This is a genomic window from Psychrobacter sp. SCQQ22, from assembly GCF_015864605.1.
In the GTDB taxonomy this organism is placed as follows: domain Bacteria; phylum Pseudomonadota; class Gammaproteobacteria; order Pseudomonadales; family Moraxellaceae; genus Psychrobacter; species Psychrobacter fozii.
Map to the genome: position 1 here is coordinate 1 of NZ_JADYWZ010000010.1, position 20,598 is coordinate 20,598.

Genomic DNA, 20,598 nt, shown 5'->3' on the forward strand with positions numbered 1-20,598 from the left:
CCATGTGAGAGTAGGTCATCGTCAGCTCTCTATTCTAAAGATAAACCCCCTTTGACTTATGTCAGAGGGGGTTTTCTTTTGCCTATAGTTTGGGGACTGTAGTATAGTAAAAATGCAGTGTAGTATTATCTGTCATATCGGTTTAAAGTAGATGAGTAAAACAATCAACAAAACCAAGCTAGAAAGCAAATTAGGATATAAACCGATGTTAATTATCAAACTGACTGATAGAAGAGAAACCCTAGATGATATTGAGAAAATATGTCTATATTTAACAACGCACAAAGAGTTATTGCCTTTGATAACCACTGAAGAAGGTAAAGATATTTCTTATATTTTAAAGCCAACATTTAAAGCTGATCATAACGAATCTGAAAAGAAAGCACACTGGGAAAAAGTGTTTAATGAATTTACGTTGACTGATAATAAAGGCGATGAAATGCGTTTTTATAGAGAGGAAAAAACAGACGCTCTATACTTTGGTACTAAGAAAGGATTTGAGACGCTAGAAAGTATCAATAATGATAAACCTGCTATTAAAAGTAGATTTAATAACTAAGGCGTATTGAGTACTCATAAATGGGCACTGCTGATCGCTAAAATGGTTTCAGACAAGGCGTAAAACGATGATAGTGCTTGTCTTTAACGAGATTTACAACACACTGCTTATATATAGTCGGTGAACTACTAAACCGCTACGGCGTTACCCATCCTTAGATGTACTACTTGTACATTCTGCAGTCGGCTGCCTTGTACCCATTTTAGAGTTCTTTGACTATAGATCTGGTAGGAAAGCGTTACGCTGATAAAGGATAATTCATGTCAATTTGGTCACTGGTTCTAATATCATTTTTGCATATTACGATTGGTGGGGCTTTTTCACTTGGTTTCCTCTTTCATATTTGTGCAGAAAATAGCCCAACTTTATCCAAATTTGAAAATACGGCTCTGTTTACTTTACTCATCGTATATTCAGTCTCTCTGTTAGTAAGTACTGGGCTGGCCATTTACTATTATGCTGCACTTGATAGCGAGTCATACTATATATGCTTTTCGTTGTCTTGGGGCCTGTTCATACTGCTGTTAGGTTATTGGACCTATATTTCAGTAAGATTTAGCTAAAAAATCATTTTTCTTTCTGCTATACATTTTAAACCTCTGTTTTATTAGGGGTTACTTACCTACTTACTACGGTATTTTCTTAAGAAATGAAAACAATAAAACGCTCTATTAAAATTAGTTCAAGTCAGATTTATGTGTTTGAAATTACTCAAGACTATCACGTAAGATTAGAGTGGGACCCTTATTTGGATGAAGCTAGACTTTTAGGCAACTCACAGAATGCTGATATTGGCGAAGAGTCATATTGTAAAAATAAATTGGGGATGGTTATGATTTCTAAGTATATATCTTACAAAAGTCCAGATGTGGCAGCAGTAAAAATGATAAAAGGTCCAAGAATTCTTAAAAAATTTAGTGGTGCTTGGAATGTAAAGAGCACTGGTATCGGAGGGTCTTTGGTTATTTTTACGTATAATTATGAATTAAAAGGTAAAATATTTAACAAACTATTTGGTCCTATTAGTGCTTTTGTTTTTGGATGGGAAATGAAGGTTCGGTTGAATAATTTGAAAAAATATTGTGAACGGAATAATGTGCCATAAGTTGTTCAATGCGCACTAGTTATCGTTTTAGCCGAAAAGTAATATTTATAGTCAAATAATAAAATCATATCTGACCTTCTTTGCTGATGACAATAGCGCGATGGCATCACCTGATCCCTTCCCGAACTCAGAAGTGAAACATCGTTGCGCCAATGGTAATGTGGATTCGTCCATGTGAGAGTAGGTCATCGTCAGCTCTCTATTCAAAAGCTAAACCCCCTTACGCGAAAGTGTAAGGGGGTTTTCTTTGCGCTGTGATTTTTAAGTTTTTAACTAAATCTATATATTTAATACTATTTTGCTATTACATTATTTACAGGTTCGAAAAAGTGCATGATGCGACTTTTATTGTTATATTATTTACCTACAATATTAATAATAAATTTTAAATTTCGAGGAATATACTATTGAATAAGAGTGAGATACCTAGTGCTATAATTTCTTATTCCTGGGATTCAGAAGTACATAAAACATGGGTTCGCGAAATTGCTACTCGTCTTAGATTAAATGGAGTAGATGTTAAGCTAGATCAATGGCATGTAAAACCTGGGCAAAGTCTTACTCAGTTCATGGAGAAAGAAATCGTCGAATGCGATTATGTCATAATCATCTGTACTCCTAACTACTATAAAAAATCACTTAACCGTCAAGGTGGAGTTGGTTATGAGCAACAAATTATTTCAGGACATATTGCAGCTGGTGTTTCTAGAGAAAAATTTATCCCAGTCGTGCGGGGAGGAGAATTTGAACCTGGTTTAGCTTGTGCTATACCACCTCATTTCTCAGGTATTTTCGCAATAGACATGAGAAATGAAGATGCTATAGATGACTCTATTGAACTACTACTAAGGAACATATACGGAGAATCAGTGCACGTAGTTCCAGAAATTGGAGAAAAACCAAACTGGAAAGAGCTAGAAAAAGAGTTTAAATCTCTTCGGCTACCAACAATAGATTTAGATGAGTATGAACTTTTAAGTGGTTTGGCTCAACATCATCGCACTCCTAATACATTCTATATGCCAAATGAAAACGATCGGCAAGTTTTGAATGAAGGTAATTTTGTCAAATTAATGTTTAACATCAAGATTGATGAAGATCCTAGTGATCCAGAAAATGATGGTTTCTTCTGTGAAAGAATGTGGGTCATGGTTACTGGACGTAATGGTCCATACTATACTGGAGTACTAAGCAGTTTTCCCATGACCTCAGACGAAAAAGGAAGTCTCTCCATAGACGACGAAGTAATATTCTTGCCAGAACATGTGATCGATATTGAATAAAACATTATTAGTAAGTTTTTCTAATTCGAAGGAAATGCATGCTTAAATCGTTCACAGTAAATGATATCGAAGAGCTCAAACAATATGAGCGAAAATTGTTTGAATCAATGGATAAAACTCTATTGCAGATTAACAATGAGATTAATACACACACTTCACAAGCACTTTTTTCGAAGATGAAATTTGGTGGTGTAGGTTTTGATCCTTTAAATTCTAAATGCGAACTTAATATAATTGAGCAGATTAACCAGTCTTTTACTTACCTAGCGTCATTTTATGCGCTGGAAGTTCTTTTTACTGAATATCCAAAGTTTGCTCCATTTCGGCTTAATCTTGGAACTGCTCCAGGCTCTGACATAGAATCTGAATGTGGTGAACTGGCTGCTGAGGTTTTTGCTGCAGTGGCTCCAACAAGTAATCAAAAGTTAAAAAAAGATATAAATAAAGTGTTAGAGACTGAAGCCAAATTAAAATTTGTGCTTTTTATGTGTCCTAATTTTGAGTTAGGTCGTCAACTCAAGCTAGAGAGAGATGGTGTAATTGTGTGGGCATTAAAAGGTGCAAATACATTATAAATATTAAATAGAATTACAGAAGGGACTACTATGACCACCTCAAAAGTAACCTATCAAGGCAATTTACGTACTCAAGCCATCCATTTACAGTCTAACAATCAAATCATCACTGATGCCCCTACGGACAATCATGGTAAAGGTGAGGCGTTTTCTCCGACTGATTTGCTAGCGACCAGTTTGGGCAGTTGTATCTTAACGATTATCGGTATTAAAGCCGAAGCGATGGACATCGATATCTCAGGTACGACTGCAGAAGTCACCAAAGTCATGGCTGCCAAACCAAGGCGTGTGAGTGAAATACACGTTATAGTCAATTTCTCAAAGGCATTGGATGAGAGCACCTTAAAACGATTTTATAAAACTGCGTTGACGTGTCCAGTAGGCAATAGCTTAGATCCTGCCATTACTCAAAACTTAGTGTTTAATAATGGCAAAGACGCCTAACATGGCTAATAAGACCTTACTCATCGTCGCTCATGTACCATCGCCCAATACTCAGAAATTGGCACAGGCAGCTTATGACGGTGCCAATCATCCTGATATAGATATCACTGTGATTTTGAAATCACCGCAGGACACGCAGCCTGAAGATATATTAGCTGCTGATGCATTACTGTTGGGCACGACTGAAAATCTAGCGTATATGGCAGGGCTGACCAAAGACTTCTTTGATCGTTGCTACTATCCAGTGTTAGAGAAGAAGCAAGGTATGCCATTTGCGGTATATATTCGAGCAGGACATGATGGGACAGGTACTAAACTTGCCATACAGACCATTACGACGGGACTGCGCTGGTCGTGGAGTCAAGAGGCGTTGATACTACAAGGTGATTGGCAAGACAGCTTTGCTGCGCAAGTAGAAGAGCTAGCCATGACATTGGCAGCTGGGGTCGAGGCAGGTATTTACTGATAGTGAGTTGTTTGGCAATGCTTGTTGATATATGCAACTACTGCCAAAAATACCATAGACAGTTTGGAGAGAGCCGTAATGAACAATGATGATTTGAATAATAAAATGGATGTTTCTGCGTTGCCATTTTCCCAAGCGTGTGAGAATAATAAACAGCCTATTTTAGAAGTACTGCAAACAGAGCTACAAGGCTCTAATCATGTATTGGAGATTGGTTCTGGAACTGGTCAGCATAGTGTGTATTTTGCGCCTCATTTAGCACATTTAAAATGGCAAACCAGCGATGTCACTAGTAATCATCGTCACATAGTAGCTTGGCATGATGCTTATCCTGCGCCAAATCTATATCCACCTCTGACTTTTGATTTAACCATTAACTTAAGACCTATTAACGGCCAATTAAATACACCTTATGATGTGATGTTTACGGCCAATACCTTACATATTATTGGTTGGAATTTGGTCAAAAATTTATTTGCATTGGCAGGAGATACTTTGCAAAAGGATAATAAGCTGATTGTGTATGGCCCATTTAATGAAGATGGTGACTATACCAATGAGGGCAATCAGCGATTTGATGCGATGTTGAGGGCAGGTAATTCTGACAGCGGGATTCGTCATAAAGAAGAGGTTGTCAGTTTAGCCAGTGAACATCATCTGCAACTTGTCACTACTTATGCGATGCCTGCCAACAATCAATTATTGGTATTTCAAAAAGCTAAATAGTTAAAGCTTTAGCAAAAATTTTATAATAAAAAAGCCACCTCAATTAAGATCAGAAGATGATCGATTGAAGTGGCTTTTTATTTGGGCTTTCTTATTTTTTACGCTGTTAGACTATTTATATTCTTCTGCCAAGAAGTCTAAGTAACGCTTCCAAGAGCGTTCATCCGCACGCTCATCATAGTTATTGCTATCAAACACACTAAAGGCGTGTGGTGCGCCGCTATAGGTGACCATTTCGTGTGGTATCTTAGCCGCTTCTAATGTTTTACCCAGTGTCGCAAAGCTTTCAAGAGACACCACCTCATCCGCTGAGCCATGGAACACCAGTATCTCGCCTGTGGTCTTATCATAACTCTGACCGGTTGGAACCTCAAAAGCTCCATGGAAGGGTACAAAGGCTTTTTGTTCAAACCCTGAACGTGCCAGTTCTAGCGCGACTGTACCGCCAAAACAATACCCCATAGTCGTGCCTTTACGCACATCGTTACCTTGTAGTTGTCCTGCCGTTAATGCCCCTGCCAATATGCGACGCATTTTATTACGGTCATCATATAGCTCCCCCGTTAAACTTTTGTTTTCTTCAATAGAAGTAGGGCGAACGCCTTGACCAAACATGTCTGCTGCTAGCACGTTGTAGCCTTCAGTTGCCAACATATCAGCACGTTTACGCTCATAATCGGTCAGACCATCCCAATCGTGAATGAGCAAAATAAAAGGTGCATTGGGCTTATCCGCTTTGGCGTAATAGCCTTCGTATGCTTGATCATCCACCGTGTAAGTAACATTTTTAGTCGTAATGGCGGCGGCAGTTTGGCTGAAAGTCAGTGCCATTAGACCGACTGATGCACCCATTAGCAATGAGTGATAAGGTTTTTTGGATGAGGGATTTAAAGTTGGTAACATGGTAGGTCGCCTTATAGTCATATAAAAAATAGTCGCATCGTCAAATCCATACAAACCCGCTACATCGTCATCCTCGCTAACCATACTAATGTATAACTTGCGCTCGGTTTCCTTGTATCGGAATTATTTGAATCCAACGATATAAAAAAGATAAATATTTTGAAATGAGGACATAGCCTAAAACCATGCCAATGCATTTATCAACCGTTTTTAGTGCTTCATAAAAGCATACCTTAAAGAATCACTACATTACAAGAATCTATTATCAGTGTTGACGCTCTCTTTAAATATGCTAAAAAGGCTGTTTTATCACGGCTGCAAACTTTAACCAAATATCAACAAGGAGTGCCATGAATTAGTCATATCTTTTGGCTAATATTATATACAGCTCAGCATAGAGCCTACTTTTAATTACTAGCTAGGATGCATAATGAAAAATAATATTGATCATACCGACCCCGCTAAAGATATGAATACCGAACGTGGCAATGGGGGCGAAACCCATCAGCGTGCTGGTGATGACACTAAAGTTTTGACGACGCAACAAGGCGTTGCCATCTCTGATAATCAAAACTCTCTAAAATCTGGCAGTCGTGGCCCTACATTGCTAGAGGATTTTGTACTGCGTGAAAAGATTCATCATTTTGACCATGAGCGTATTCCTGAGCGTATCGTCCATGCGCGCGGTAGTGCTGCACACGGTTATTTTGAGCTGACAGAATCACTAGAAGAATATACCACGGCGAAAATTTTGACCGAGACGGGTAAGCAAACGCCTTTATTTACGCGTTTTTCTACCGTTGCTGGTAACAAGGGCTCAAAAGATACGCCACGAGATGTCCGTGGTTTTGCCGTGAAAATTTATACCGAAGAAGGCAACTGGGATATCGTCGGTAACAACATGCCGATTTTCTTTATCCAAGATGCGATGAAGTTTCCAGATTTGATTCATGCGGTAAAACCAGAGCCTGATCGCGGCTTCCCGCAAGCAGCATCTGCGCATGATACCTTTTGGGATTTTGTATCATTGAGTCCTGAAACCATGCACAATTTGATTTGGCTAATGAGTGATCGCGGTTTGCCACGTAGCTTACGGATGATGGAAGGCTTTGGTATTCATAGTTATCGTCTCATCAATGAAGCGGGCAAGAGCACCTTTGTACGTTTCCATTGGAAGCCAGTATTGGGTGTGCAGTCAACCACATGGGATGAAGCAGTGAAAATATCGGGTGCCGATCCTGATTATCATCGTCGTGATTTGTTTGAATCAATTAACAATGGCGATTATCCTGAATGGGAGTTTGGTGTTCAGTTATTTACCGAAGAAGAAGCCAATGAGTTCCCATTTGATCATTTAGATGCGACCAAACTGATTCCAGAAGAAATGGTACCAGTGAAAGTCGTCGGTAAAATGGTGCTCAATCGTTATCCAGATAATTTCTTTGCGGAAACGGAGCAAGTTGCATTTTGCCCATCGCATCTACCACCGGGTATCGACTTCAGTAACGATCCATTATTACAAGGTCGTCTATTCAGTTATCTAGACACACAGCTATCTCGTTTAGGCTCTCCTAACTTTGCGCAGATTCCAATCAATGCGCCTAAATGTCCGTTTGCGAACAATCAGCAAGATGGTCATATGCAGATGCAAGTGCCTAAAACCCGCACACTGTATGAGCCACAAAGTTTAGATCCAACGAGACCTCGTGAAAGCGCCAAGCGTGGTTTTGAGTCATTCCATGAGCAGTTGGATGATGGGGTAAAAGGTCGCGTACGTGCAGAGAGCTTCGCCGATCATTACAGTCAGCCGCGTATGTTCTATCGCAGTCAGACGCCAACTGAGCAAGCACATATTGCAACTGCGTATGCCTTTGAGCTGGGTAAAGTTGATACCGCTCATGTGCGTGCCCGTACGCTCAGTCATCTGATTCATATCGATGAAGACTTGGCCAATCGTGTGGCAACCGCGCTCGGTATGGAATTGCCAGAGCCTGCAGATGCTGCTGCACCTGTCCAAGATATGGCAACGTCTAAAGCCGTACAAACCATCGGTCTGACACCTGACAGCCTAAAGGGTCGTATGATCGGTATATTGGTAGCAGAAGGGTCTAACAGTAGCGAAATCAGGAAGTTTGAAGCAGCAGCGACGGAGCAGGGTGCTAGCGTAAAAATCGTCGCGCCCAATAAAGAAGTGGTATTACACGATGGTACACGGATACAAGCAGATGAGCGTCTTGCTGGCGGGCCCTCAGTGATGTTTGATGCTGTCGTGAGTATCATCATGCCTGACCAAGCGAAGAAGCTCGCTAAAGACATCTCAGCATTAGACTGGTTCAATGATGCGTATAATCATTGCAAAGCGATTGCGTATTGCGGAGCGACCGATGAATTTATCCTAAGTAAACTGCCAGTTGAAAAAGACAGCTTTGTCACGCCACTTGCCGAATTAGATAGCTTCATTGAAAATGCTAAGTCTCGTCTGTGGGAGCGTGAGCCAAAGGTTCGTGATTTGGCTTAGTTAACTTATTAAAACGAATTGAGTAAGGGTGAGTCTAAATATAGACCGTACTTACTATAATTTTGACTATTCCATGTTTTATCTCAAACTCAGCCTATGTGCTGAGTTTTTGTTTTTATGAAGAAGAATGGTTTATAGTCACAAGCGTTCACTCAAAGTCATTACAATCTACATGGCGAGGGTTATACTAAATTCTATTAAGGTGCGTTAAAAGCGTCCCCTATAGTAGGGATACTATAAAAGTGACCAATCATGTAGCAGGGAATGCAAATGAGTTTATGTGAAATTGTGCGTTTAGAAGGATATATTCAAAGTACGTATTTGGCGGTGTATCCAGATAAGATTATGCTGTTAGATGGGGCGTGTCGCCCTGATGTGCCGATGGTATTAGAGTATATCAAAACAACGTTGCAGCGACCAATAACTGATCTAAAAGTTGTCGTCGTCACTCATATGCATCCAGATCATGCAGGTGGCGCACACAAATTCCGAGAGCAGACGGGTTGCCTGATTGTCTCAGCGGACAAAGATACACAGTGGTATAGCCGTATCGCTGGGCGTACTATGCATCTTGTCGATATGAATCTGGCGCACTATGTGGCGAGACGTCAAGGTCGCTCTCCAAAAAATCTATATTATCCAGCGCATCTCAAGGCCGATATCACCGTTGGTGAAGGCGACTGCGTGCCTGGGTTTGATGAATGGCAGGTGTTAGAGACCCCAGGTCATACAGACCGTGATTTGTCTTTATTTCACATGCCCAGTCGACAGGTATATACCGCTGATTTGATTATTAAGCTGCGTCACAAGTTTGTCGCACCATTTCCTATCTATGATCCTAAAGTCTATATTCAATCACTCCAAAAAATAAAAGCGTTAAAACCTTCTGTGGTCATGATGGCACATGGGTGTGAGCTGGAGATAGATGAGGCTACTTTTGATATGTTGATTACGCAAGCACCCAAGCATCCACGTACGATTAAAGACACGATCAAGCATAAACTGCTGTGGCGGAAAAATAGCGACTTTACTGTCTTTAAGAAAAAACATAAAAAGTGAAATAGAAATTTAAACGAAAAAAAGCCCAGTTACTATGCGATATAGTAACTGGGCTCTCTAAATATGGTGGGCCGACCGCGACTCGAACGCGGGACCAATTGATTAAAAGTCAACTGCTCTACCAACTGAGCTATCGGCCCTGAAGAGTGTATAAAAAAAGCACTGCTTTTTTAACTCTACAAGTGAATTTACAGTTTCGTAAATTCGGTGAAGTTTTCTAAAAGAAACCTTCTTAAACTTTGTGACTTATTATGCCGCTACCTGATAGGATAAGGTACACAACAAGCGTAATACTAAATATGGTGGGCCGACCGCGACTCGAACGCGGGACCAATTGATTAAAAGTCAACTGCTCTACCAACTGAGCTATCGGCCCTGAGCGAGGATAAAATGAAGTATTACTTCATCCGAGTGCAAGAGGATTTACATTTTCGTAAATTCTAAAAACTCGATATCAACACTAGGTTTGCATTTAACTGCAAGTCAAAGTTCTTTAAATAAAAACTTTGTTAATCAAACTTAATTTTAATAAGCACATTAAGTTTGTTTCAACGTTTAAAGATTTTGTATCCCTAAACGTGAGAGCACATTATATATATAATTATGACAATTACAACCCTAAATGACAAAGAAAGTGCAAATATTAGGAAAAAAGTCATATTTTTTCAGAATTTTGCCATTAGAGCCATTTTAGGCTCTAAATATTCTGATTTAGTGCGTTAATTATTAACGATTAGTCTCTAGATAGAGCGTCAACAGGGTCAAGTTTGGCTGCATTGCGTGCTGGTAAGAAGCCAAATACGACACCAATCAGTGTTGAACATATAAATGCCGCAATAATAGAGGTGGATGAGTAAATAACTTTAAAGCTATCACCAGCAAAATTATTAATGAGCTCACCGATAGCGAACGCGAGTCCAATGCCTAGCAGACCACCTAAAATACAGACCAGTACGGCTTCTATTAAAAACTGCTGCATGATATCGCTTTGCCGTGCGCCAACAGCCATTCGTACACCAATCTCATTGGTACGCTCAGTGACAGACACCAGCATGATATTCATCACGCCAATACCACCAACTATTAATGAGATAACAGCAACGGATGAGATAAGCAGTGTCATCGTGCCTGTCGTCGATTCAATGGTCTGACGGATAGAGTCTGAGTTGCGAAGCTCAAAATCATCTTTGCCATGGCGACCCTCTATGATGTCAGAGATAGCTGACTCAGCTGCACTGGATGAGATACTGTCATCTAATAAAGCCACAAAGCTATCAATATTTGCACTGCCGGTGATACGTGACATCACCGTGGTATAGGGCATATATATAGTGGGTGTCGAAATATCTGGACCAAAACCGCTATCATTTTCTTCGAGTACGCCAATCACGCGTCCAGGTACACTGCCGATGAGTATCACTTCACCAATAGGATTATCAATGTCTGCAAAAAATGCATTCTTAGCATTGTCATCGAGAATGATATCTTGACTGCGCAGCTTAATACTTTGCGAATCGAAACCTTGACCAAGTGCTAGCGTCTCACCAGTAACTTCTAGATAATACTCACCAACACCATTAATGGTCGAGTCTTCCTGCACGCTGCGATAGCGTACACTAGAGCTGGCATTGACTTGAGGGCTCACATTGGTAACATACGGTTGACTGCTGATCGCATCTGCATCTTCTGGTGTGAGGTTGTCGTCATTATATTTACGTCGCGGGTCGCCTCTAGGGTATCCATCATTGACGGTGATGGTATTGGTTCCTAGCGAGCTGATATTTGAGAGAATTTGCTGCTGAGAGCCTTGACCAAGACCAACGATAGAGACAACCGCAGCGATACCGATGATAATACCTAACATGGTCAGCAGGGTGCGCATCTTGTGTGCACGCATGGCAAGTAATGACATCTTTAATGCTTCAAAAAAGCGATCGATAAAGCTAGCAAACGCACTTTTTCGGTGTTGACTAAGAATAGGTTCTGGCTGTTTTTCGGTTGGTTTGTAGTGCTCCGTTTTATAATCTGCTATAACGTAGCCGTCTTTTAGTTCAATAACCCGTTCGGCTTGGGCAGCAAGCTTGGGATCATGGGTAACCATGATGATGGTATGACCTTGATCATTTAGGTCATGTAAGATCGCCATCACATCTTCGCCAGATTTGCTATCTAGTGCGCCAGTTGGCTCATCAGCTAAGATGACATCGCCACCATTCATCAGAGCGCGAGCAACAGAAACACGCTGCTGTTGGCCGCCTGAGAGCTGGCTAGGACGATTATTTACCTTTTCACCAAGACCTAGATCGGTCAAGAGCTTTTCTGCGCGATTGATTCGTGCCTCAGTGTTCATACCAGCATATACGGCAGGGACGGCAACGTTATCTTTAGCGCTAATGTCACCAAGCAGGTGGTAGCGCTGAAAGATAAAGCCAAAATGCTCTCGGCGTAACTCAGCCAATTCATCTGCCTCTAGCTTGTTTGCTGATTGGCCATAAATCTTATAGTCACCTGCTGTCGCCTGATCTAAGCAACCCAAGATATTCATTAGTGTAGACTTACCAGAGCCAGATTGCCCGATAATCGCGACCATTTCACCTTGATTAATCGTTAAATTAACCTCGTGCAATACGCGAATGGTTTGCTCGCCGGCAGCAAACTCTCGAATAATACCCGACAGCTCCATAATTGGCTTGTCAGCGGTAGCTGCAGTATTGATATTATTCGGTGAGTCATTTTCTATCGAAGCGCTACTGCTGTCAGTCGGCTGTTTAGTAGATTGAGATATAGTCATAGCAATGTCTTTAATCAAAGATAGTGAGTGTCGTGATGAAAGGACCAAGTTGCTCAAGCCCTTTCATCGTTAACATAGTCAAAGAATTAATTACATCCTTGGAGTACCAGGTATACGAGTACCACTACCACGCTTCTCTGAAGCATTGGCACTAGCTTCACCAATAATGACTTTCTCACCTTCTTCCAATCCGCTTAAGATTTGCGCATTTACTCGGTTATCAATGCCCACTTCTACTGTGCGAGGTTCTACTGTGCCGTCATCATTTAGTACGCGTACAATCTTGCTGGTTTTTGCTTCACCTTCAGTTTGGTCTTTCGCGGGTCTTTCTTGTATGGCTGCTGATGGCACAAGCAACGCGTCTTTGGCTTGATCGATGATGATATAAATCTGGGCGGTCATATCAATACGAAATAATCGCTCAGGGTTTGGCACTTCTACATAGCCTACATAGTAGATTGCAGCATCGGTTGAACTGGTCTCGCTAATTTCCTCGGGTGCCGGTTCAATAGCTGTCAATGTCGCATCATACTGCTTGTCTGGATTACCGATGATATTAAAGTAGGCGGACATACCAGCATTGACATTGATAACATCAGCTTCGGAGATTTGTGCGTTGATACGAACTGTAGATAAGTCAGCGAGTGTGACCAATGTTGGCGCAGTTTGACTGGCGTTGACGGTCGTGCCTTGCTCAGTCGTGATAGAGACTACCGTACCGGATATGGGCGCACGAATAGTGGTATAGCTGAGATCTTCCTCTGCTGTGCCTACATTCGTCTCAGATATGCGTATGGCCGCCTGTTGACTATTAATATTAGCGGTTGTAGTAGCGATGGCTGCTTTTGCTGTATCAATGGCAGCACTCGCATTGGCAACCGCTGCTTCGGCTGTCTCAACAGTAGTCGCTTGCGTATCATACTCCTGCTGAGAGATTGCATCGATGGCAACCAAAGACTGCAAGCGGGCAAAGTCAGACTTTGCTTGTTTGAGCTCAGACTGACGGCTAGCAAGGTCGGCATAAGCACTTTTTAGGCTAGCTTGCTTACTTAGCGCTTCTGCTTGTGCACTTTGAAGTGCGGCTTCACTTTGCTTAAGCGTGGCTTGTTGGTTACTCAGCGTATTCTTTTGCGTGACTTGGTCAATTTGAGCGATTAGATCGCCTTGTTTTACTTCATCACCCACTTCCACATAGAGTTTTTTTACTTCACCAGAGACCTGTGCACCGACATCAACGGTATTTAAGGCTTTGACTTTACCAGATGCCATGACATTTTGTTCAATATCACCCACTTCAACAGCCGCTGTCAGGAAGTTAGGTTTTTCTTCTTCTGGTTTCAACGTGGCATAAGCCAACGCCGCCAATGCTGCAATAATCAGGACAATGACGCCCCATTTGATAGCAGATTTTTTGCTTATTTTGCGCATAACAACAATCCAATGACAGTAAACTCAAGTATGGTTATAGTAGATGCTTCATCCCTAAAAGGGAATGGCAATTAGTTTAAGAAAGGTTAAGGTGTTTTTGAACGTGGTGGGAATAGAGAAATAATAGAAGTTGAGTGATGAATAGTAAAAACGGGTGAGTCTGAGAATGATAGAAAGGGTAGAAGCTGTGCTAGAGATGGTGATAGGTGTCACTGTCTAAAGCGTCGCATTTGCTGCAAGACAGGAATGGCGATAGTGATAGATATTTATCGCGCAGTAAACAGACGCTTTCCTGCTAGCTCTAGCGCAGCTTGTAATAATAACTCCCATGCTGGCTGACGAACCAGTCCTTTGATTGCTTGGTCACAACGGTATAGGAGCGCCGTAGATACTTTTGGATCAGATACTACGGCCTTCTTATCCGTCCATGGCACAAACTTCATTAATATAAGTACCATTTATAAATACCCGCTCAAGGTCTGAATCTGTGATTAGGGTCTGTTGAAGTAATCGGTAGATCACGCCAAGGACAGCCAACGCGCATATGATAAAGATGCCTCCAACCGTTTGTCTCACATTCCCTTTGTTATAAACATTAAGTTCCAGTAATATAAGTTTCAGTCTGGTTCAGTGTTCATCTTTGAGTATTATGCAAGGCATAGGAAACGAGGTCTTTTGGTGTAAGAACTTAAAGATTAACGATTTGCTATTTTTATCATCACATTATGACCAATGTTCAACACGCCCTAAAGGTTTGTTGGGTAGTCTGCGTCATACAATCCAGATATAAAGGAATATAGAAAATGGAAAATATTACAATTCTTGGTGCTGGGACGATGGGGCATTCAATTGCTTTATCAGCAGCATGGGCCAACCAAACCGTAAACATATACGGCATCGATGAATATGATCTTGAAAACGCTGTTAAAGGCTTGAACAATAAGCTCAAGGTAATGACTGAAAACGAGCTGTTTACATCCGAACAAATGAACGAAATTAGACAACGTATCCAATTTACTACTTCCCTAGAAGAAGCAGTGTCGGAGGCAACTTTTATTATTGAAGTTATCCCTGAGGTTTTAGATTTAAAAAAAGAGCTATATAGCAGGTTGGAAGCGTTAGTTGAAGACGATGTAGTGATTGCCAGTAATACCTCAGGATTTACACCGAGTATATTAGCGGCGGATATGCTGCATCCTGCACGTTTTGTTGTAACCCATTTCTGGAACCCAGCTCATCTCATTCCTTTGGTGGAGGTGGTAAAAGGCGAGCATACAGATGCAGTTACAGTCCAGCGAGCAATGGATGTTTTAACGTTGATGAACAAAAAGGCAATAGTACTTAATAAAGAAATCCCAGGGTTTATTGGGAATCGTTTGCAGTATGCACTGTTTCGGGAAGCACAGGCATTATTAGATGCTGGAGCTGCTTCAAAAGAAGATATCGATGCTGCTGTGACCTACAGCATAGGCCGCCGGCTGCCTGTGACAGGGCCACTGATGTCTGCGGATATGGGTGGGCTAGATGTCTGCTCGTCTATTTCCAATTATTTATTCGAAGATTTGTCGACAGATCAACGTTCAGGTAAAGTGCTGTCTCAACTTGCGAATGAAAATAAGCTGGGAGATAAAACAGGAGAGGGATTTTATTCGTGGGAACCAGATGTGTCGGCGAAAATGAATGAAGAACGGGAAAAGACACTGATTTATTTCCTCAAAAATGATTTGAAGGCAGGAATATAAAAATTAAAGTAGGAGCTGTCCTCATTTTTAGCCCATTGAGGCGATTTCGTTCAGATTGAGGACACGCCCTAGATAACCAGTTCAGTTCCTGCGTGACCCATAGTTTTAGCTGATGTAATTGACGTTTTGGGTCACAGTAGTTAAAGCGCCTATCACATTAATTATTCAAAATAGATGGAAATACTCTTTTGAATAATTAATGTGTCAGTGGTATCAAGCTCTGGCGTTCGGTATGAGACAAGCATAGACGCTTAGAATGACTAAACTTACTATTTTCAAAGTCGAGCTGTCTAAAAAGTAATATCTGCCAGTGCCATGATCGAATATCAAACACTAAGTTATTGAATTTTTCCAACCAATCAAACGGTAAACAGACGCTTTCCTGCTAGCTCTAGCGCAGCTTGCAATAGTAACTCCCATGCTGGCTGACGAACCAGTCCTTTGATTGCTTGGTCACAGCGGTATAAGAGTGCAGGCCATTCAGCCGTTTGCGTTTTTGATTGGCGACGGCAGGCTTGTTGATATAACCCCTGTTTGCTGCGCCAAATGCCAAGTGCTTGCGGATCTTGTCCATCCATCAGTTGTATAATCTGACGCATGTCTTTGCTAATTGCCCATAATACTAAGGTCGTCGGCTCATCAGTCGCTTTGAGTTGAAAGATGATTTTTGCCACTTGTGCGCTATTACCTGCCAGCATCGCATCTGACAAATCAAACACGCTAAATTGAGCGTCACTGACCAATGCTGCTTGTAAATCTGTGATATCGAGTGCCACAGTATTTGTAGGCTGTGCAAAATCGCCAGCGGTTTCGGTATCTTCATGAGGAGCCATTAACTGCGGCGCAAACAGATAAGACAGTCGCCACAAGGTTTGATAAGCACTTAATAGATGATGCTCAGTATGTGACATGAGCAGTTGCCATGCTTCTTGAGACAGCCGTAACCCAAACTTTTGAGCCTGGATCTGCAAGAGCTGCTGGCGCTGCTGCTCGTTGTATAAATTACAGTCAATGACATTACCATATTGCGCAAAAGGGGCAAACCACTTGCTGCTTTGGCTACGTTTGTCTTGCTTAGGCGTAAGCCATAATACACTATGACCGTGTGTACCTGCTTGTGCTTCAATCGCAAAGCGTTCGAGCTCAGCAATGACAGTTTTATCGGGCTTATGATTGCCAGTCACGATTAAGGCACTGGCATCATCAAACAATGATTGGCTACCCAGCTCCGACAGTACTTCTTGCCAGCTTTTAACTGATATTAGTTCTATGCGCTTGATGGCGTAGTTTTGCGCGCGCCAATGTGGACGCATCGCATCGATAAGCCATTGACTCAGCAATGGCTCATCACCGTGCGCCAGCCACAAGCCCGCTACTGCAACGGAGGGTTGTAGTAGTTTTGGATAGGCTTGTATAAAGGTATCTTGCATAAATAGATGGGTTATACACAGGTTGATGGAAATAAGTATGGAGCGTATCGTAATGAGACGTTAAGGCGTTGGTACGACCACGGCTGTCGATGCTGAGCCGTTACCGATTTTCACTGGTGTTTTAGTGCCAGTGGACGGTACTTTAGGCAGAGAGATAGCAACATACTGATCAGTGATACGGCGTGCCAAACTGTCATAGAGCCATTCGCGAATTTGATCGCCTTGCTGATCATCCGTACTCACCGAGGCGTCATTGTACTGATAGCTACGCTCGATTTGAATAGGATTGCTCAGTGTAACGGGCTTACCATTTTCAGTGGTTTGATAGCTAACATCTGCTGATATGATCAAGCGAATCTCTGTTAATACACCGACTAATTCATACTGTCTAAAGCGCAGGTTATTGACGCTGATAACAGAAACAGGATCAGCACTGGCTTGTTTATTATTAAGCGCAACGTCTGCGGCTGTCATGTTACTAATAACATCGACACCTAATGTTTCTAGACGTCGCGTTAATGGTAGCTTAAGCGGGAAAGCGGTGCGATTGTCTTCGATAATGACCGCTGTTTTGGCAACATCGAGGAGCATCGGCGCATCATAACCACGTAGCTGAAAGCCGCAACCACTAAGCGCAGCCGTTGCACCGAGCACTGTAAACATCGGCAGTGCAGTAAGTAATGCAGTTACTAGCTTTTGTCCGCCGGACTTTTTTGCAATAGGGCTTTTGCTACTTGATAGGGCTTGCTGCTTATACGACATAATCGCTATCCTCAAATGATAAGAAGGCTTAGATAGAGTATCTACTAAGCCTAAAATATCTAACCTACAACCACGATATTCACGAGTTTATTCGGGACGACGATTTCTTTTTTGATTTCGCCAGTGATGAATTTTGCCACGCTTTCCATGGTTCGAGCTTGTGCTTTTAGTTGCTCTGGATCGCTATTCGGCGCCACATCCATCTTACCGCGCATTTTACCATTGACCTGTACGACCATCGTGATCATATCCTGCACCAGTGCAGCTTCATCCACGGCTGGGTAGTTTAGCGTGACTGTGTCTAAGCCTAACTGCTCAAGTAAGTGCTCACCAACGTGCGGTGCATACACTGATAACATGATAAGCAAGTCAGTCACAGCCTCATGCTGTACTTTTAGGTCTTGCTCATTAGCCGCCTTAAAGCTCGTAAGCTCATTGGCAAGCTCCATGAGGCTTGATACTGGTGTGTTCAATGCCAAACGATCACCCAAATCATTATCAATTTTGGCAATGGTTTCATGAGTTTTGCGACGTAGATTTTTGGCTGCTTTGCTCAAGTCATCAGTATTCAATGCTTCACTATTCAGCGTCGCAAGATCTAAGTTCGCTGCACTAAGCGCTTGCGTGTGTTCTGTCGCCAAACGCCAGACTTTTTTGACGAAATTATAAGGGCCTTTTAGCGCATCGTCTGACCATTCTAGCGTTTGATCAGCCGGCGCAGTAAATAGCGTGTACAGGCGAACCGTATCAGCACCATATTTGTCGATGGTGATTTGTGGATCGACACCATTGTTTTTTGACTTAGACATTTTTTCAATTTTGCCAATGGTCACTGGCTGTCCATCGGTCTTTAAGATGGCTTTGATTGGCTGACCACGCTCGTCATAATCGATATCAACATCTTCGGTAAAGTAATAAGTGGTACTGCCATCAGCGTTGACACGATAGAAAGTACCTGCAAGTACCATACCTTGGGTCATCAAGTTGGCAAACGGTTCGTTTCCTGAGACTAGGTTTTCGTCACGCATAAGCTTATGGAAGAAGCGTGCGTAAAGTAAATGCATAACCGCGTGCTCAACACCGCCGATATATTGGTCGACAGGTAGCCATTTGTTTGCAGCAGATTTGTTGACCATGCTTTGTGCATCATTCGGGCTAGCAAAACGCGCATAGTACCAGCTTGACTCAACAAAGGTGTCAAAGGTGTCGGTTTCACGCTCAGCAGGGTTACCACATTTAGGGCAGGTGGTATTTACAAATTCTGGAATGTTTTTGAGTGGGTTACCGCGTCCATCAGGGACGACATCAGTCGGTAGAATGACTGGCAAATCTTGCTCTTCGACAGGTATCGTACCGCAATGTTCGCAATTGATCATTGGGATAGGGCAGCCCCAATAGCGTTGACGCGATACACCCCAATCACGTAAGCGATACTGAATTTTTTTCTTGGCCAATTCTTGTGGCTCAAGCTTGGCAAGCATTGCTTCGAACGCTTGCTCAAAATCTAGACCATCAAATTCGCCTGAATTGACTAAGGTATTGCGCTCAGTATAGGCAAGATTGATTTTAGTATCATTCGCTTTGGCATCTGCTTCTGCTTCATCAAAATAACCAGCAGGTACATCGATGACTTGCTTAATAGGCAGACTGTATTTGGTCGCAAACTCATAATCGCGCTCATCATGTGCCGGTACTGCCATGACCGCGCCTGAACCGTAGCTCATTAGGACATAGTTGGCCACCCAAACAGGCACTTCTTCACCCGTCAATGGATGCGTTACGGTTAGACCTGTGTCCATGCCGATTTTTTCAGCTTTGGCCAAATCTGCTTCAGCGACTGAGCCTTTTTTGCATAGGGCACAAAAATCTGCAATGGCTTTATTACTCTCAGATGCATACTGTGCGAGTGGATGCTCAGCGGCAACAGCAACATAAGTCACACCCATCAAGGTATCAGGGCGGGTAGTGAACACGTCTAAAGTGTTGGTTTCACCAGCCAACTCATATGGGAAATGCACTTCCATACCAGCACTACGACCAATCCAGTTGCGCTGCATGGTCAATACTTCAGATGGCCAATGACCTTCCAAATCATCCAAATCATCCAATAGCTCATCGGCATAATCAGTGATATTAAAGTAGTACATTGGGATGTCGCGCTTTTCGACTGCAGCGCCACTACGCCAACCTTTGCCATCGATGACTTGCTCATTGGCCAAGACAGTATTGTCAATCGGATCCCAGTTGACTGTTGCTAGCTTTTTGTAGACTAAGCCTTTTTTGTATAACTGCAAAAATAACCACTGTTCCCACTGATAATACTCAGGGCTACAAGTGGCAAATTCACGTGACCAGTCAATAGATAAGCCTAGTAATTTAAGCTGTGCACGCATGTTGTCAATATTGGCAAACGTCCATTTGGCAGGTGGTGTTTGATTGGCAATAGCAGCGTTTTCTGCTGGCAGGCCAAAACCATCCCAACCCATTGGCTGCATGACTTCATAGCCTTTGAGGCGGTAGTAACGGCTCAGTACGTCCGAGATGGTATAGTTACGCACATGGCCCATATGCAGCTTGCCACTTGGGTAAGGGAACATAGACAGCATATAACGACTTGGCTTGTCGCTAGGCTCATTACCTACTTCATAGCGCTTGTCAGTTGCCCATTTGGCTTGTTGCGCAGCTTCGATAGCTTGTGGGTTATAATAATTGTTTTCTGCTTGGTCAGATGTCACAGTATTACTCATAGTGGGCTCGAAATTGGTTAATACAGATAAAAAATAGGTGGAATTCGACAATGCCATAGC

16 protein-coding genes, 2 tRNA genes, 1 rRNA gene and 2 pseudogenes are annotated in these 20,598 nt (G+C 42.2%); 11 read left to right on the forward strand and 10 right to left on the reverse strand.

Features of this window, described 5'->3' with window-relative positions:
• The first annotated feature begins 151 nt into the window (after positions 1–151).
• From I6E84_RS12265 to I6E84_RS12300, 8 genes are all read left to right on the forward strand, one after another.
• A complete protein-coding gene (locus I6E84_RS12265; protein WP_227681502.1) occupies positions 152–559 on the forward strand; it encodes a hypothetical protein in 408 nt (135 codons plus the stop codon).
• 649 nt (positions 560–1,208) lie between these two features.
• Positions 1,209–1,664, forward strand: coding sequence for a type II toxin-antitoxin system RatA family toxin (locus I6E84_RS12270; RefSeq protein WP_197218254.1), 456 nt, complete (start codon positions 1,209–1,211; stop codon positions 1,662–1,664).
• An 82-nt stretch (positions 1,665–1,746) separates the two neighbouring features.
• Positions 1,747–1,861 (forward strand): 5S ribosomal RNA (gene rrf, locus I6E84_RS12275).
• A 210-nt stretch (positions 1,862–2,071) separates the two neighbouring features.
• Positions 2,072–2,947, forward strand: a complete 876-nt coding sequence (locus I6E84_RS12280; protein WP_197218255.1) for a toll/interleukin-1 receptor domain-containing protein — start codon at positions 2,072–2,074, stop codon at positions 2,945–2,947.
• Positions 2,948–2,985: 38 nt separating this feature from the next.
• Entirely contained in the window at positions 2,986–3,522 is a 537-nt protein-coding gene (locus I6E84_RS12285) for a hypothetical protein (RefSeq protein WP_197218256.1), read from the forward strand.
• Positions 3,523–3,552: 30 nt separating this feature from the next.
• Positions 3,553–3,966 carry an OsmC family protein gene (locus tag I6E84_RS12290; protein WP_197218257.1) on the forward strand — a complete coding sequence of 138 codons (414 nt, stop codon included), beginning with the start codon at positions 3,553–3,555 and terminating at the stop codon, positions 3,964–3,966.
• 1 nt (position 3,967) lies between these two features.
• Complete coding sequence (locus I6E84_RS12295) at positions 3,968–4,432, forward strand: flavodoxin family protein (RefSeq protein ID WP_197218258.1); 465 nt, start codon at positions 3,968–3,970, stop codon at positions 4,430–4,432.
• A gap of 78 nt (positions 4,433–4,510) precedes the next feature.
• On the forward strand, positions 4,511–5,158 hold the full coding sequence (locus I6E84_RS12300) for a DUF938 domain-containing protein (protein ID WP_197218259.1): 648 nt from the start codon (positions 4,511–4,513) through the stop codon (positions 5,156–5,158).
• 111 nt (positions 5,159–5,269) lie between these two features.
• On the opposite strand, the gene I6E84_RS12305 is transcribed toward I6E84_RS12300, so the two are convergent.
• Positions 5,270–6,061: a dienelactone hydrolase family protein gene (locus I6E84_RS12305; protein ID WP_197218261.1), complete on the reverse strand. Its 792-nt coding sequence runs from the start codon at positions 6,059–6,061 to the stop codon at positions 5,270–5,272.
• 430 nt (positions 6,062–6,491) lie between these two features.
• On the opposite strand from I6E84_RS12305, the gene I6E84_RS12310 reads away from it, so the two are divergent.
• Both I6E84_RS12310 and I6E84_RS12315 read left to right on the forward strand, forming a co-directional pair.
• Entirely contained in the window at positions 6,492–8,579 is a 2,088-nt protein-coding gene (locus I6E84_RS12310) for a catalase (protein WP_197218263.1), read from the forward strand.
• Between the two features lie 270 nt (positions 8,580–8,849).
• Positions 8,850–9,638 carry an MBL fold metallo-hydrolase gene (locus I6E84_RS12315; RefSeq protein WP_197218265.1) on the forward strand — a complete coding sequence of 263 codons (789 nt, stop codon included), beginning with the start codon at positions 8,850–8,852 and terminating at the stop codon, positions 9,636–9,638.
• A 64-nt stretch (positions 9,639–9,702) separates the two neighbouring features.
• Here the strand turns inward: I6E84_RS12315 and I6E84_RS12320 are convergent.
• The 6 genes and pseudogenes from I6E84_RS12320 to I6E84_RS12345 all read right to left on the reverse strand — a co-directional run.
• Positions 9,703–9,778 (reverse strand) — tRNA-Lys (locus I6E84_RS12320).
• A gap of 160 nt (positions 9,779–9,938) precedes the next feature.
• A tRNA-Lys gene (locus tag I6E84_RS12325) sits at positions 9,939–10,014 on the reverse strand.
• Between the two features lie 357 nt (positions 10,015–10,371).
• Entirely contained in the window at positions 10,372–12,321 is a 1,950-nt protein-coding gene (locus tag I6E84_RS12330) for a MacB family efflux pump subunit (RefSeq protein ID WP_227681517.1), read from the reverse strand.
• A 198-nt stretch (positions 12,322–12,519) separates the two neighbouring features.
• Positions 12,520–13,857 carry an efflux RND transporter periplasmic adaptor subunit gene (locus tag I6E84_RS12335; protein ID WP_197218267.1) on the reverse strand — a complete coding sequence of 446 codons (1,338 nt, stop codon included), beginning with the start codon at positions 13,855–13,857 and terminating at the stop codon, positions 12,520–12,522.
• A gap of 266 nt (positions 13,858–14,123) precedes the next feature.
• Positions 14,124–14,240 (reverse strand): annotated as a pseudogene (locus tag I6E84_RS14295) (DNA polymerase III subunit delta); the annotation flags it as partial.
• A 61-nt stretch (positions 14,241–14,301) separates the two neighbouring features.
• Positions 14,302–14,478: pseudogene (locus I6E84_RS12345) on the reverse strand (IS5/IS1182 family transposase); the annotation flags it as partial.
• Positions 14,479–14,660: 182 nt separating this feature from the next.
• Between I6E84_RS12345 and I6E84_RS12350 the strand changes: the two are divergent.
• Positions 14,661–15,599 (forward strand): 3-hydroxyacyl-CoA dehydrogenase family protein, encoded by a 939-nt coding sequence (locus I6E84_RS12350; protein ID WP_197218268.1) that lies wholly within the window; start codon positions 14,661–14,663, stop codon positions 15,597–15,599.
• A 359-nt stretch (positions 15,600–15,958) separates the two neighbouring features.
• On the opposite strand, the gene holA is transcribed toward I6E84_RS12350, so the two are convergent.
• The 3 genes from holA to leuS are packed head-to-tail and all read right to left on the reverse strand — an operon-like array spanning position 15,959 to position 20,538.
• On the reverse strand, positions 15,959–17,029 hold the full coding sequence (gene holA / locus I6E84_RS12355) for a DNA polymerase III subunit delta (RefSeq protein ID WP_197218269.1): 1,071 nt from the start codon (positions 17,027–17,029) through the stop codon (positions 15,959–15,961).
• Between the two features lie 60 nt (positions 17,030–17,089).
• Positions 17,090–17,791 carry an LPS assembly lipoprotein LptE gene (gene lptE / locus I6E84_RS12360; protein WP_227669249.1) on the reverse strand — a complete coding sequence of 234 codons (702 nt, stop codon included), beginning with the start codon at positions 17,789–17,791 and terminating at the stop codon, positions 17,090–17,092.
• A gap of 59 nt (positions 17,792–17,850) precedes the next feature.
• A complete protein-coding gene (gene leuS, locus I6E84_RS12365) occupies positions 17,851–20,538 on the reverse strand; it encodes a leucine--tRNA ligase (RefSeq protein WP_197218270.1) in 2,688 nt (895 codons plus the stop codon).
• Between the last annotated feature and the right edge of the window lie 60 nt (positions 20,539–20,598).